Here is a 12,694-nt window from a genome sequence, read left to right on the forward strand (position 1 = left end):
GGCCGCGTCGACATGGTCGCCCCGGCGTGATCGGCGCCGGGATTCACGAGGCGATGGGCGGCCCGGGCCGCGCCGAGCGGGCGGCTGCCGCGATTTCGTTGTGCCGCGCCGGTCGGGCCGAGGAGATCGCCGCGGCGAACGGGGCGGCGGCGAACGGGGCCGTGGTGACCGGCCCTTGGGGCCGACGGCCAGGCGGTCGTGGGACCGCGATCAGGCCGCCTCGATGACCTCGCTGCGTATCGCCGCCGCCCACTCCACGACCAACAGCTCGTACTCGGCGCGTTCCTGAGCCGACAGGGAGCCGCCCGCGCGCAGCCACAGCGCGCGAATCCGCTCGTTTAAATCGTCGGCAGACCGCGCGGAACCAGGGCTCATGGAATCGGGGGACATGCGGACAAGCCTAGGGGCAAGGACTGACAGCGCGCTACCGCGCGGCTACGCGCGCAGTATGTGGTTGGTCACGGTCGATTCTGTGAACGGGAGTTGGAGGATTTCGTCGCCCGATCGAGTGCGGGTTCCTCGCCGACCCCTTGACACTCGGCCCAGGTCTGGGACCAGTCCAGGAGCGGGCGCAGGGCCATGACCAGGTCGTCGCCGAGGGCGGTGAGATGCCAGGCCGACTCGGAAGTCGGCGTCGCCAGGCCGGCGGTGCGCAGATCCTTGAGGCGGGCGGACAGGACACTCGAGGACATGTCGTCGCAGCGGCGCTGGAGTTCGCGGAAGCCGATCGGGGCTCCGTGCCGGTGGAGTTCCCAGATCACGCGCAGCGTCCAGCGCCGGCCCAGGAGGTCCAGCGCGGCCATGACGGGGCGACCCGTGACCGAACCGCGCACCGGGCGGCCGGGTAGGGGCGGATCGCCGTCCGGGGTCCGGGGTCCGGGTGTCCCCGGTTCGGTCGTCACTTGCGTACCTCCTCCTGACTTCTTGCTGCTCCCACTCTTGCGCTTCGATTTCAGAAGCGCAAGAGTGCCACCCATGAAACAGCGCATCGACGGCATCGTGCCGCCCTACGCCCCGGACACCGATCGTGCACTGCACCGATGGATGCCGCCCGGGGTCGCCCTGGAACCCCTGATGCTCTTCAAGGTGCTGCAGCGTCACCCCGAACTGGCCTCCCGTATGCGGGCATTGGGCGCGGGGCTGCTCGTCCACGGTCTGCTGGACGACGCCGACCGCGAACTTGTCATCGCCAGGGTCACCGCGCGCTGCGGGTGCGCATACGAGTGGGGCGTGCACATGGCCACGTACGCCGAGAACGCCGGACTCACCCCGGAGCAGATCACTCTCACCGCTACTGGCGCCGCCGACGATCCGGCCTGGTCACCCCGGCAGACGGCCCTGCTGCGGGCCGTCGACGAACTCCATGCCACCTCGGGGCTGAGCGACGCGACCTGGGCCGGTCTCCGTGCCCACCTCGGCGAAGTCAGGGCACTGGAACTGCTGGTGCTGGCCGGCTGGTACCGGACGATCGCGTACGTCGCCAACGGACTCGCGATCGAACCGGAACCGTGGGCCCTCGCCTTCCCCGAAGCCTGAGGCGGCCCGTATGCGGGAGCACCGCTCGGTCGGTCAGCGCAGGCCACCGTCCTCCTGTGCACGGAGGAAGGTGAGGACGTCGCGGGTGAAGGTCTCGGGGTACTGGAAGAGGGAACCGTGGCCGGAGTGGGGGTAGAGGATCAGCTCGGCGTTGGGGATCTTCTGGGCGAGGAGGTAGGAGTTCGGCGTCGGGACCATGGTGTCGTCGTTGCCGTTGACGACGAGTACCGGCTGCTTGATCTGCTCCAGTTCCGGCAGGGTCGCGTCGTCACCGCCGGCGTACGCCGCGATCGCGCCGAGCTGGACCTTGGCGGCCTCCAGCTGGACGTCCGACTCCGGGAGGCGGCGGGTGTTGTGGATGTTGTCCCAGTAGGTCTGCGATGCCTTCCGCCCCACTTCGTCCGGGGTGAAGAACAGGGCCTGGAAGCCCTCCGTCGAGGCCTGCGGGGCGGCCATGTAGGGCAGGTTGTCCGACGTGGGGGCGACGGCGCCTTCGCCGCCGCCGGCGCCGGTGCCGACCAGGACGAGGTGGCGGACCAGGTCCGGGCGGGTCAGGGTGAACCGCTGGGCGACGAAGCCGCCCATGGAGAAGCCGAGGAGGTCGATCTCGCTCAGGCCCAGCGCCTCGACGAAGCCGATGGCGACCTCGCTCATCCTGCGGACCGTGGGCTGGACATCGCCGCCGCTGAACCCGATGCCGGTGTTGTCGAAGACGATGACGCGCCGCTCGGCCGCGAGACGGTCGATGACCTGCGGGTCCCAGTCGTCGATGCTGGCGCGGAAGCGGCTCAGCAGCACGAGCGGGACGCCGGCGGCGGATCCGATCTCGCGGTAGGCGATCTGCGCACCGTTGACCTCGACGTGCTGGTTCTCGGCGGTGAGCAGTGAGCTGGTCATGGCGGAGCCTCTCTGTTCATGTGCCCGGAGGGCATGGGGAGGGTGACCGAAGGGGGTGACCGAAGGGGGAAACCGATCGGTTTCCAGCAGAGTAAACCGACCGGTTTCCATGTTCAAGGTGAGGTGAGAGATGCCCGCCGGCCGACCGCGGACGCGGTTCGAGTCAAGGGGGAGAGGGGTCCGGTCCCGGGATGCCCGCTACCGGACCGGAGGAGTCCCGGTGGCTAGCGCCCCCGGTTCCGGGCGCCGACAGGGGCGGTCAGCAGGACCAGGCCCAGAGCGAGGACGGCCAGTCCGCACCAGGAGGCGGCGGGAAGGCGTTCGCCGAGGACGGTGACCCCGAGGACCGCTGCAACGGCGGGCTCGGCCAGGGTCAGTGACGTGGCCATCGACGCCGGGGTGCGGCGCAGTCCGTGCCCGAAGAGCCGGTAGGCCAGACAGACGGTGAACAGGGCCAGGTACACAGCCACGGCCGCGCCGCGGGCGGCGGCCAGCCAGTGCATGTCGAGGAACAGCACGAGCGGCAGGACAAGCAGTCCGGCCGCGCCGAACAGCACGCCCATCACCGCGTCGGAAGGGTGCCCTTGCGTGATGAGCCTGCCGCCGATCAGCGAGTACGCGGCGTACGACAGTCCTGCGAGCGCGGCGAGCGCGACGCCTGTCAGGTCCACCGGCGTGGCATGCCCGGTGAGCCCGGGGCCCAGCACCAGAAGCGCGCAGCCCAGCACGGCGGCCGCGGTGGCGCCGACCCAGACGGCGGTCGGCCGGGCGCGTCCGGTGATCCAGGCCAGCAGCCCGGCGAAGACCGGCGCGCTGCCCAGCGCGATCACGGTGGCCACGGCCACACCGGTGCGAGCCACTGCCGGGTAGAAGGTGACCGGATACCCGGCGACCGCCGGCGCCCCCAGGACGAGCAGCCAACGCTCGCGGCGCGTGCAGGCGGCGGGCAGTGAACGGGCGCCGCGGGAGGTGAGGAACAACAGGATGCCGCCGAGGGTGAGACCGGCGCAGCCGATGGCCGCCGCGGGTGCATCGGCGGGTGCCAGGGAACTGGCGGTCCCGGTCGTACCCCACAGCACGGCCGAGGTGAGGATGGGCGCCGGGCCGTTGAGGAAAGCGGTGCGTGAACGGTGCGAGCCGGCAGCTGCCGGGCGCGCAGGAGGCAACGGGGAGGTGCGGTTAGGCACAGTCGTGATCTTCCGTCGTCGAATGCGTCTGGGACTCGATCCGAAACGGGCGCACGACAAGAACCCCTGACCGCCTCTGCGGGTCGGTCGGGGCCGGGATCAAACTGCCGGTGTCTGCGCCCGGTCAGGCGCCGAGCGGCGGCAGAACGACGTGCCAGTAGGTGTTCACGCGGTGATGGTACCTGGCTGGGACGCGGCGGAGGACGCCGGGCCGGGGGGCGGTCACCGGCGGAAGCCTGCCTTGAACCAGGGGAGTGCTCCTGGATCCGGACAGCGGAAGGAGGAGGTAAACACCCCGCTTCAGCCCCCGGATTCACCCGCGTGCGGACTCAGAACGCCCACGCCGACCAGGGCGATCAACGCCACTCCGAGTGCGATGCGGTACCAGAGAGTGGGCCCCCAGCTCACATGCCCCGTCTCGGCGGCGTCCTTGAGTTCGAACGCGCCCGAGGCCAGCACCGCCGGAACGGCAAGCAGGAAGGAGTAGCGGGCCGCGGCCTCGCGCCGGTAGCCCAGGAAGAGACCGCCGCTGATCGTCGCGCCGGAGCGGGAGACGCCGGGGACCAGGGCCATCGCCTGGGAGACGCCGTAGATCAGGCCGTCCTTCACGTTCAGGTCCTGGAGCGTCTTGCGCTGCTTCGGTGCCCGGTGCCGGCCGCCCGTCTCGTCGCGCGCCGCGAGCCGGTCGGCGACGCCCAGGATCACGCCCATGACGATCAGCGTCGTCGCCGTGACTCGCAGATCCCGGAACGGCCCCTCGATCTGGTTCTTCAGGGTCACGCCGGGAACGCCGATGGGTATCGAGCCGACGATCACCAGCCGGCCCATCTGCGCGTTGTGGTCCTGTCGCATCTTCTTGTCGAACAAGGAGCGGAACCAGGCCGAGAGGATGTTCGCGATGTCCTTGCGGAAGTAGATCAGCACCGCGGGCTCCGTGCCGGGCCGCGGCGTGCCAGGTGCAGCCGGTGATCAGTGGTGTTGGGTGGCAGCGTAGCGCCCCGGGTTGACGTTGCCATCACCGGGGCTTTACCGACGCTTGGGGTGGCTGGGGGTGTCGCTCTGCACCGTGGTCCGCGTCCACCTCGTGGAACGGCCGCGTCCGTGGTGTTGACCGGCCCCTCGAGCGCCGCTTACGTTGCAGCAGAGGGAAAGCGCTTGCTGCCCCCGGTTTCTCCGGAGTCAACACGCGTTGGCCAACGTCTGACGTCACGTCCGATGGAGCACTGATCACGTTCATGCCCACAGACCGCAAGAACACGACCCCGAAGCCGGCCCTGCACCCGGACCGCACTGCGCCCAGGTTCGCCGGCCGTCGTATCAGGGCCGCCCTCGTGGGCACGGGCGCCATCGCGCGCGGCTCCCATTTCCCCGCGCTCGCCCAGCTCGCCGAGGAGGGGGAGACCGAGATCGTCGCCGCCGTCGACATCGACGCCGCCGCCGTCAAGGAGTACTGCGCGGAGGCCGGCATCCCGCACCCGTACACCGACCTCCAGCGCATGCTGGAGGAACAGCGGCCGGACCTGGTCAGCATCTGCACCCCGCCCACCCTGCACCGGCAGCAGACCGTCGCAGCGCTGCGGGCCGGTGCCTGGGTGTGGTGCGAGAAGCCCCCGGTGCCGACGCTGGCCGACTTCGACGCCGTCGAGGCGGAGGAGGGCACCGACGGCGGCCCGTACGCGGCGATCGTCTTCCAGCACCGCTTCGGCTCCGGCTCCCGGCATGTGCGGCGGCTGCTCACCGAGCAGGCCATGGGCCGTCCGCTGGTGGCCCACTGCCAGACCACCTGGTACCGCAACGCCGCCTACTACGCCGTGCCCTGGCGCGGCCGCTGGGGGACCGAGGGCGGCGGACCCGCCATGGGCCACGGCATCCACCAGATGGATCTCCTGCTGGATCTGCTGGGACCGTGGAGCGAGGTGCGGGCCATGGCCGGGCGCCTGGTGCACGACGTGGAGACCGAGGATGTCTCGACGGCACTCGTACGGTTCGAGAACGGCGCGCTGGCCACGGTCGTGAACAGCGTGCTCAGTCCGGACGAGGTCAGCCGCATCCGCATCGACTGCGAGCGCGCCACCGTCGAACTGACGCATCTGTACGGCCACAGCAACGACAACTGGCGCATCACACCCGCCCCCGGCGTCCCCGAGGACGAGGTCGCGGCCTGGCGGGACTTCGGTGCGGACGTGCCCAGTTCACACCTGGAGCAGCTGCGCGAGCTGGTCGCGAGCATGCGCGCCGGTGAGCGGCCGCGCAGCAGCGGCGCCGACGGGCGCACCAGCCTGGAGCTGATCACCGCCCTGTACAAGTCCGCGTTCACCGACACGACCGTCCGCGCCGGGGAGATCGGCCCCGGCGACCCGTACTACACGGCCCTGCACGGAGGGGCGCCCGGCTGGGCGCCCGTGGTGACCGAGGCGTCCGCGGCGGCGCAGAGCGAGGAGGCTTCCGCATGACCGGGACCTTGCGCATCGTGCACGCGCACGGCGACCGCATCACGCTCACCGAACCGACCACCGGTCTCGAACTGTTCAGCTACGTCTACGGCCCCGAGGCGGCCTGGGAGGCCCCCAAGCCGTATCTGCACCCCGTCCGGACGCTTGTCGGCGACGTCGTCACCGACTACCGGCCCAACGACCACCGCTGGCACAAGGGCCTGCAGCTGACGGCCTCCCACCTGTCCGGGCAGAACGTGTGGGGCGGCAACACCTATGTGCACGGCGAGGGGTATCTCGCCATCCCGGAACGCGTCGGCTCGATGGCGCACGTCGCGTTCGACGAGATCGGCGCGGACGGCGCGGGCGCGGTCATCGCCGAGCGGCTCACCTGGCACCCGTACACCGGAGAGCTGTGGGCCGACGAGGAGCGCCGTATCGAGGTGCACGACGTCGACCTCGCATCCCGGTCCTGGGCACTTACCTGGACCTCCGCGATCACCAACCGCCGCGACGAGCCGCTGCTGTTCGGCAGCCCGACCACCGCGGGGCGGGAGCTGGCCGGTTACACGGGACTGTTCTGGCGCGGTCCGCGCGCCTTCCGGGACGGGCGGGTCATCGGGCCCGACTCCGAGGGCCCCGGGCTGATGGGAAAGCAGGCGCCCTGGCTCGCGTACTCGGGGGAGCACGACGGCACCGACGGGCACGCCACCCTCGTCTTCGCGCATGCCCCCGAGAACGACCACCTCGGAGAGCTGGGCACCCACCCCGCGCACTGGTTCGTCCGCAACGAGCCCTTCGCGGCCGTCGCGCCCTCCTGGGCGTTCTACGACGAGCTGGAGCTCGCCCCGGGCGACACACTGCACCGCCGCTACCGGGTCGTGGTCGCGGACGGCGCGTGGGAGCGTGAGGAGGTCGCCAAGTATCTGGAGGACCACCCGTGGTGAGCGCCGGGGACTTCACGGGGCTGCCGGGCGCCGTCGCCGTCTCGCACCTGTCGGTCTACGACTGGCCGGCGGCGGACGGCGTGTGCGGCGGCACGCCCCATATGCATCTGACCTGTACGGAGGCGTACGTCGTCACCGGCGGGCGCGGCGCGGTGCAGACGCTGACGACGTCCGGGTACGAGGTCACGCCCCTGGCTCCCGGCACGGTCGCCTGGTTCACGCCGGGTACCATCCACCGGCTGGTCAACGAGGACGACCTGCGCATCACCGTCCTCATGCAGAACAGCGGGCTGCCGGAGGCGGGCGACGCCGTCCTCACGCTGCCTCCGGAGTACCTGACCGATCCGGAGACGTACGCCGCCGCGACCGCGATCCCGGCCGACGTGCCCGAGGCGGAGCAGGAACGGATCGCCAGGGCCCGGCGCGATCTGGCCCTGGAGGGCTACCGGGCGCTGCGCGACGCGGACGGCCCCGAGCCGCTGGCCGCCTTCCACCGGGCCGCCGCGGCCCTCGTACGGCCGCGTCTGGACGAGTGGCGCGAGCGGTGGCGGCGGGGCGCCGACGCTGCCGCCAAGGCGACGGGCGACCAGCTCGACCGCCTGGAGCGCGGCGACGTGTCGCACCTGGCCGCCGCAGTCGTACGGGCCGAGCAGCCGACCGCGTACGGGAAGTTCGGGATGTGCGGGCGGCTGAACGTGTACAAGGGGATGCCGTAGGCGGTCCGCCTATGCGGCGGTCGGACCGGACACCGTCCATCCCGGTGCCTGCGGGTGCGCCGTCAGGTCCTCGTGCCGGACCTCCTCGCTGCAGACGGAGCAGGTGACGACCGGGATCAGTTCGTTGCCGCAGATGTGCTCGATCACCATGGGGCGATCGTCGTCTTCACGGAGATGGCGGTCGCCCCACGCCATGAGGGTCATCAGGACCGGCTCCAGCTCGAGGCCTGCCGTCGTGGGCCGGTACTCGAAGCGCTGAGGACGCTCGCTGTACATCCTCTTCGTCAGGATCCCCGCGTCCACCAGGCGCTTCAGGCGCGTGGCCAGGATGTCGCGCGGGGCGCCGATGTTGCGTACGAGCTGGTCGAAACGTCCGTTGCCGAGGCACACCTCGCGCAGGACGAGCAGGGAGTACTTCTCGCCGACGAGGGCCAGGGTGTCGGCGATCGAGCAGGGACGCGGGTCTTTGGAGGTGGCCATGCGTCCAGTCTAGGCGAGGGTTTGCTTTTCAAACTCTCTGCGTTATGGTGAGTTCAGATTTCCTACTCACCGGTAATCGCCGCACCGGCACCTGCCGGGCAAGGAGGCCCGCACCATGCGTGACGCCGTGATCGTCGAAGCCGTACGCACCCCGGTCGGCAAGGGCAAGCCCAATGGCGCCCTGGCCCATGTCCACCCCGTAGAACTTCTCGCGCACACCCTGCGCACCCTCGTCGAGCGCTCCGGGATCGACCCCGCGCTCATCGACGATGTCATCGGCGGCACCGTCACCCAGGTCGGCGAGCAGGCCATGAACACCACCCGGTACGCCGTTCTGTCCGCCGGTTTCCCCGAGACGGTGCCCGCGACCACCGTGGACCGTCAGTGCGGCTCCTCGCAGCAGGCCGTGCACTTCGCCGCGCAGGGCGTGCTCTCGGGCGCGTACGACATCGTCGTGGCCTGCGGAGTGGAGTCCATGAGCCGCGAACCCATGGGGTCGAACGTGCCCGCCGGCAAGGACCCCTTCGGGCCCGGCATCGCCGAGCGCTACCCGGAGGGCCTGGTACCCCAGGGCATCAGCGCCGAGCTGATCGCCGCGAAGTGGTCGATCACCCGCGAGCAGATGGACGCCTTCGCCCTCTCCTCGCACCGGAAGGCCGCAGCGGCCTGGGACGGCAGACTGTTCGACGCCGAGACGGCTCCCCTGGAGGGCCTCACGCGCGACGAGTGCATCCGGCCCGCGAGCACCATCGAGACCCTTGCCGGGCTCAAACCCGCCTTCCAGCACCCCGTCATGGCCGAGCGGTTCCCGCAGATCGAGTGGAACGTCACCGCCGGCAACTCCAGCCCCATCAACGACGGCGCGTCGGCCGTGCTGATCACCTCCAGCGAAACCGCGGCCCGCCTCGGCCTGCGCCCGCTCGCCCGGTTGCACAGCTTCGCGGTCACCGGCTCCGACCCCCTGCTGATGCTCACCGGAGTCATCCCGGCCACCGAAAAGGTGCTGCGCAAGGCCGGGTTGACGGTCGACGACATCGACCTCTTCGAGGTGAACGAGGCCTTCTCCAGCGTCGTCCTGTCCTGGCAGCAGGAGATCGGCGCCGACCCCGCCAAGGTCAACGTCCACGGCGGCGCCATCTCCATCGGCCACCCACTGGGCGCGAGCGGCACCCGTCTGACGACAACCCTGGTGCACGCACTCCGCGCGCGTGGAGCACGGTACGGCCTGCAGACCATGTGCGAGGCGGGCGGGCTCGCCAACGCGATGATCCTCGAAGCGGTCTGACCGGTCGCCGGCCGCGCGGTCCGTCGGTTCGGTGGCAGCGCGGTCCGGTGGCTCAGCTGCTGCGCAGGTGGTGGCGTTTGCGCCAGGCCACCACCGCGCCGACCAGCGCCGGCACGGCGATGAAGGCCATCGCGATCAGGAAGGCCGGCGAGGTCGGCTTCGAGGCGCGGGCGCCGGCGACGACGTACGCGGCGGTGTTCGGGATCGACCCGAGTGCCGTCGCGAGCAGGAACGGGGCCCAGCGCATCCGTGAGACCGCAGCGCAGTAGTTGGCCGCCCAGAACGGCACCCCGGGGAACAGCCGGGCCGCCATCATCGAGCGGAAACCGTGCCGGCTGAGCTGCCCGTCCACCGCCTTCAGCCAGCGGCCGCGAAGAAGCGGGCGCAGCGCGTCCTGACCGAGCAGCCGGCCGAGCCCGAAGGCGATCACGGCCCCCAGCACCGTGCCCACGAGGGCCGCGCCCGTGCCCAGCTGCGAGCCGAACAGGGCGCCCGCCCCCAGGTTCAGCAACGGGCGCGGCACAAACGCGACCGTGCACAGCCCGTACGCCACCGTGAAGACGACGGCCGCCGCGGCACCCCCGAGCTGCGGCGGCCAGCCGTGCGTCAGCAGCTTCTGCGGCTCGAACAGCAGCACGCAGGACGCGGCCGAGGCCAGCAGCACCAGGAGCAGGGACAGCCGCGACCAGGGCGAGAGCAGCGCTCTCCTGCACCGCGCGGTGAAACCGAGCGGTACGACGAGGGCAGCCGGCGGCGGGGCGATGAGCTCCGCCGCGGCCCGGTTGGATCGTGGGAAGGTGAGCTCCCTGGCGGCGGCCCGGGGAGGGGCCGTGGCGGTGCCCCCAGAGCGGGTGGTGGCATCGAGCATTCGGTGACACTAACCGACGGGTGTGTGAGATCGCCGTATGGTTCGTCTCATGGGCGTCACAGGCAGGGAAACCACGGATGTGCTGTTCGGGGAGCCGAACAGCAGCCTCGCGGATTCCCTGTTGGAACGGCTCACCGATGCTTATGCCGCCGCGGCGGACCCGGAGCGGGCCGCGGCGATGCGCGCCTACATGAAGAACGTCGCACCCTTCCTCGGCCTGACCACGCCCGTCCGCCGGGCCCTGTCCGGCACCGTCCTGAAGGGCACGCCCCACCCCGACGAGGCCGACTGCACCGCGCTCGCGCTGCGCTGCTGGGCGCTGCCGGAACGCGAGTACCACTACTTCGCTGTCGACTACTTGCGCCGCCATGTGCGCAGGCTGTCCTCCGGATTCCTGCCCGTGGCACGTCACCTGGTCTCCACGGTGCCCTGGTGGGACACCGTCGACGCCCTCGCCTCCCACGTAGTGGGAGGCCTCGTGGCCGCCGATCCCGAGCTGAAGCGCGAGATGGACGCGTGGATCGAGGATGACCAGCTGTGGATCGCCCGTACGGCGCTGCTCCACCAGCTGCGCTACAAGGACGCGACCGACACGCGCCGCCTCTTCGCGTACTGCGTACGCCAGTCCGGACACCCGGACTTCTTCGTCCGCAAGGCCATCGGATGGTGTCTGCGGGAGTACGCCAAGACGGATCCGGAAGCCGTACGGGAGTTCGTGGCCCGGGAGCGGTCGCGGCTCTCGCCGCTGTCGGTGCGGGAAGCACTCAAGAACCTCTGATGCCGCCCCGTACTTCCTCGTCCCGACCGTCTCGCCGCGCGTGAAAAAACCATTCGACGCCGGTGGATCCATCGACGATGATCTACGGCATGTTCCGGTACGCCTTCGTCCTCGCAGCATCCGCCGTCGCGGATGCCCCGAAGGCTGCCGTTCCCGTTCTCGTGACACTCGTCGACGGCGCCCGAAGCTGACCCTTCCCGGATCGTCCGGCGGACCCCGCAGGGGGAGGGTCGGCAAGTCCTTGGGGTCCCCGTCCCGGCCGGATCTTCCGACGCCGGGGCCATCACTCGGCACCACTTGAAGAGGCTTCGAGGTACAGCCATGCCCAAGACGGCATACGCGCGGACCAAACCGCACCTGAACATCGGCACGATGGGGCACGTCGACCACGGCAAGACCACCCTGACCGCCGCCATCACCAAGGTCCTGGCCGACCGTGGCGCCGGCACCTTCGTCCCGTTCGACCGGATCGACCGGGCCCCGGAGGAGGCCGCGCGCGGCATCACCATCAACATCGCGCACGTCGAGTACGAGACCGACACCCGGCACTACGCGCACGTCGACATGCCGGGCCACGCCGACTACGTCAAGAACATGGTCACCGGAGCCGCGCAGCTCGACGGGGCGATCCTCGTCGTCTCCGCGCTCGACGGGATCATGCCGCAGACCGCCGAACACGTGCTGCTCGCCCGGCAGGTGGGCGTCGACCACATCGTCGTCGCCCTCAACAAGGCCGACGCCGTCGACGACGGCGAGGACACTGTGCTCACCGACCTCGTGGAGCTGGAGGTCCGCGAGCTGCTGACCGCGCAGGGCTATCCGGGCGACTCCGTACCGGTGGTACGGGTCTCCGGGCTCAAGGCCCTGGAAGGCGACCCTCGTTGGACCGCGGCGATCGACGCGCTGCTCGACGCGGTGGACACCTACGTGCCCATGCCCGAGCGGTACGTGGACGCGCCGTTCCTGCTGTCGGTGGAGAACGTGCTCACCATCACCGGCCGCGGCACGGTCGTCACGGGCGCCGTCGAGCGGGGCACGGTCCGCGTCGGGGACCGGGTCGAGGTGCTCGGCGCCGGTCTGGAGACCGTGGTCACCGGCCTGGAGACCTTCGGCAAGCCCATGGAGGAGGCGCAGGCCGGGGACAACGTGGCGCTGCTGCTGCGCGGGGTGCCGCGTGACGCGGTGCGCCGCGGGCACATCGTCGCGGCGCCCGGCAGCGTCGTGCCGAGCCGCCGTTTCTCGGCGCGGGTGTACGTCCTGTCGGCGCGCGAGGGCGGCCGTACGACCCCGGTGTCGACCGGCTACCGGCCGCAGTTCTACATCCGCACGGCGGATGTGGTCGGCGACATCGACCTCGGTGAGACGGCGGTCGCCCGGCCCGGCGACACGGTCACCGTGACGGTGGAGCTGGGCCGTGAGGTCCCGCTGGAGCCCGGTCTCGGCTTCGCGATCCGCGAGGGCGGCCGGACGGTCGGCGCGGGCACGGTGACGACCGTGGGCTGAGCCGGGCGCGCCGGTGAAGGGCACGGGCCGAGCCGGGCGCGCCGCTGGCGGTCGTCGGCCCGTGC

General features: G+C 71.0%; 14 protein-coding genes and 1 pseudogene. 8 read left to right on the forward strand and 7 right to left on the reverse strand.

Annotation, left to right across the window (positions count from 1 at the left end):
* Positions 1–210: 210 nt before the first annotated feature.
* Entirely contained in the window at positions 211–390 is a 180-nt protein-coding gene (locus ABT186_RS31530) for a hypothetical protein (RefSeq protein ID WP_310773643.1), read from the reverse strand.
* A 68-nt stretch (positions 391–458) separates the two neighbouring features.
* On the reverse strand, positions 459–902 hold the full coding sequence (locus tag ABT186_RS31535; RefSeq protein ID WP_502973378.1) for a winged helix-turn-helix transcriptional regulator: 444 nt from the start codon (positions 900–902) through the stop codon (positions 459–461).
* 73 nt (positions 903–975) lie between these two features.
* Here ABT186_RS31535 and ABT186_RS31540 point away from each other — a divergent pair, with 73 nt between their 5' ends.
* Positions 976–1,536, forward strand: coding sequence for a carboxymuconolactone decarboxylase family protein (locus ABT186_RS31540; protein WP_351927947.1), 561 nt, complete (start codon positions 976–978; stop codon positions 1,534–1,536).
* Between the two features lie 33 nt (positions 1,537–1,569).
* On the opposite strand, the gene ABT186_RS31545 is transcribed toward ABT186_RS31540, so the two are convergent.
* From ABT186_RS31545 to ABT186_RS31555, 3 genes and pseudogenes are all read right to left on the reverse strand, one after another.
* Complete coding sequence (locus tag ABT186_RS31545) at positions 1,570–2,433, reverse strand: alpha/beta fold hydrolase (RefSeq protein WP_351229842.1); 864 nt, start codon at positions 2,431–2,433, stop codon at positions 1,570–1,572.
* 224 nt (positions 2,434–2,657) lie between these two features.
* Positions 2,658–3,620, reverse strand: coding sequence for a DMT family transporter (locus tag ABT186_RS31550; RefSeq protein WP_351229844.1), 963 nt, complete (start codon positions 3,618–3,620; stop codon positions 2,658–2,660).
* Positions 3,621–3,920: 300 nt separating this feature from the next.
* Positions 3,921–4,559 (reverse strand): annotated as a pseudogene (locus ABT186_RS31555) (undecaprenyl-diphosphate phosphatase); the annotation flags it as partial.
* 296 nt (positions 4,560–4,855) lie between these two features.
* Between ABT186_RS31555 and ABT186_RS31560 the strand changes: the two are divergent.
* From ABT186_RS31560 to ABT186_RS31570, 3 genes are read left to right on the forward strand one after another with little or no spacing between them, the layout of a single operon-like run.
* Complete coding sequence (locus ABT186_RS31560) at positions 4,856–6,073, forward strand: Gfo/Idh/MocA family protein (RefSeq protein ID WP_351927949.1); 1,218 nt, start codon at positions 4,856–4,858, stop codon at positions 6,071–6,073.
* Positions 6,070–6,999 carry a DUF6807 domain-containing protein gene (locus ABT186_RS31565; protein WP_351927951.1) on the forward strand — a complete coding sequence of 310 codons (930 nt, stop codon included), beginning with the start codon at positions 6,070–6,072 and terminating at the stop codon, positions 6,997–6,999. Before ABT186_RS31560 ends, ABT186_RS31565 begins: the two co-directional genes overlap by 4 nt.
* The gene (locus ABT186_RS31570) at positions 6,993–7,715 is read left to right on the forward strand and encodes a cupin domain-containing protein (protein WP_351927953.1); all 723 of its coding nucleotides are present in this window, start codon (positions 6,993–6,995) and stop codon (positions 7,713–7,715) included. The genes ABT186_RS31565 and ABT186_RS31570 overlap by 7 nt, the downstream gene beginning before the upstream one ends.
* Positions 7,716–7,724: 9 nt before the next feature.
* On the opposite strand, the gene ABT186_RS31575 is transcribed toward ABT186_RS31570, so the two are convergent.
* Positions 7,725–8,195, reverse strand: a complete 471-nt coding sequence (locus ABT186_RS31575) for a winged helix-turn-helix transcriptional regulator (RefSeq protein WP_351229852.1) — start codon at positions 8,193–8,195, stop codon at positions 7,725–7,727.
* 115 nt (positions 8,196–8,310) lie between these two features.
* Between ABT186_RS31575 and ABT186_RS31580 the strand changes: the two genes are divergently transcribed.
* Complete coding sequence (locus ABT186_RS31580; RefSeq protein WP_351229854.1) at positions 8,311–9,480, forward strand: thiolase family protein; 1,170 nt, start codon at positions 8,311–8,313, stop codon at positions 9,478–9,480.
* 52 nt (positions 9,481–9,532) lie between these two features.
* Here the strand turns inward: ABT186_RS31580 and ABT186_RS31585 are convergent, their stop codons facing one another.
* Positions 9,533–10,348, reverse strand: coding sequence for a TVP38/TMEM64 family protein (locus ABT186_RS31585; RefSeq protein WP_351229855.1), 816 nt, complete (start codon positions 10,346–10,348; stop codon positions 9,533–9,535).
* 49 nt (positions 10,349–10,397) lie between these two features.
* On the opposite strand from ABT186_RS31585, the gene ABT186_RS31590 reads away from it, so the two are divergent.
* From ABT186_RS31590 to tuf, 3 genes are all read left to right on the forward strand, one after another.
* Positions 10,398–11,126 carry a DNA alkylation repair protein gene (locus tag ABT186_RS31590; RefSeq protein WP_351927955.1) on the forward strand — a complete coding sequence of 243 codons (729 nt, stop codon included), beginning with the start codon at positions 10,398–10,400 and terminating at the stop codon, positions 11,124–11,126.
* Positions 11,127–11,188: 62 nt separating this feature from the next.
* Complete coding sequence (locus ABT186_RS31595) at positions 11,189–11,317, forward strand: hypothetical protein (protein ID WP_351927961.1); 129 nt, start codon at positions 11,189–11,191, stop codon at positions 11,315–11,317.
* 130 nt (positions 11,318–11,447) lie between these two features.
* Positions 11,448–12,629, forward strand: coding sequence for an elongation factor Tu (tuf, locus tag ABT186_RS31600; protein ID WP_351927957.1), 1,182 nt, complete (start codon positions 11,448–11,450; stop codon positions 12,627–12,629).
* Positions 12,630–12,694: the final 65 nt, after the last annotated feature.

It is taken from the genome of Streptomyces sp. NPDC001634 (assembly GCF_040298185.1).
Lineage (GTDB): Bacteria > Actinomycetota > Actinomycetes > Streptomycetales > Streptomycetaceae > Streptomyces.

Excerpts from the sequence above, each read along its gene's own strand:
- ABT186_RS31545 (WP_351229842.1), bottom strand. The coding sequence starts at position 2,433 with ATGACCAGCTCACTGCTCACCGCCGAGAACCAGCACGTCGAGGTCAAC.
- ABT186_RS31540 (WP_351927947.1), top strand. The coding sequence starts at position 976 with ATGAAACAGCGCATCGACGGCATCGTGCCGCCCTACGCCCCGGACACC.
- ABT186_RS31590 (WP_351927955.1), top strand. The coding sequence starts at position 10,398 with ATGGGCGTCACAGGCAGGGAAACCACGGATGTGCTGTTCGGGGAGCCG.
- ABT186_RS31560 (WP_351927949.1), top strand. The coding sequence starts at position 4,856 with ATGCCCACAGACCGCAAGAACACGACCCCGAAGCCGGCCCTGCACCCG.
- tuf (WP_351927957.1), top strand. The coding sequence starts at position 11,448 with ATGCCCAAGACGGCATACGCGCGGACCAAACCGCACCTGAACATCGGC.
- ABT186_RS31575 (WP_351229852.1), bottom strand. The coding sequence starts at position 8,195 with ATGGCCACCTCCAAAGACCCGCGTCCCTGCTCGATCGCCGACACCCTG.
- ABT186_RS31530 (WP_310773643.1), bottom strand. The coding sequence starts at position 390 with ATGTCCCCCGATTCCATGAGCCCTGGTTCCGCGCGGTCTGCCGACGAT.
- ABT186_RS31565 (WP_351927951.1), top strand. The coding sequence starts at position 6,070 with ATGACCGGGACCTTGCGCATCGTGCACGCGCACGGCGACCGCATCACG.
- ABT186_RS31580 (WP_351229854.1), top strand. The coding sequence starts at position 8,311 with ATGCGTGACGCCGTGATCGTCGAAGCCGTACGCACCCCGGTCGGCAAG.
- ABT186_RS31585 (WP_351229855.1), bottom strand. The coding sequence starts at position 10,348 with ATGCTCGATGCCACCACCCGCTCTGGGGGCACCGCCACGGCCCCTCCC.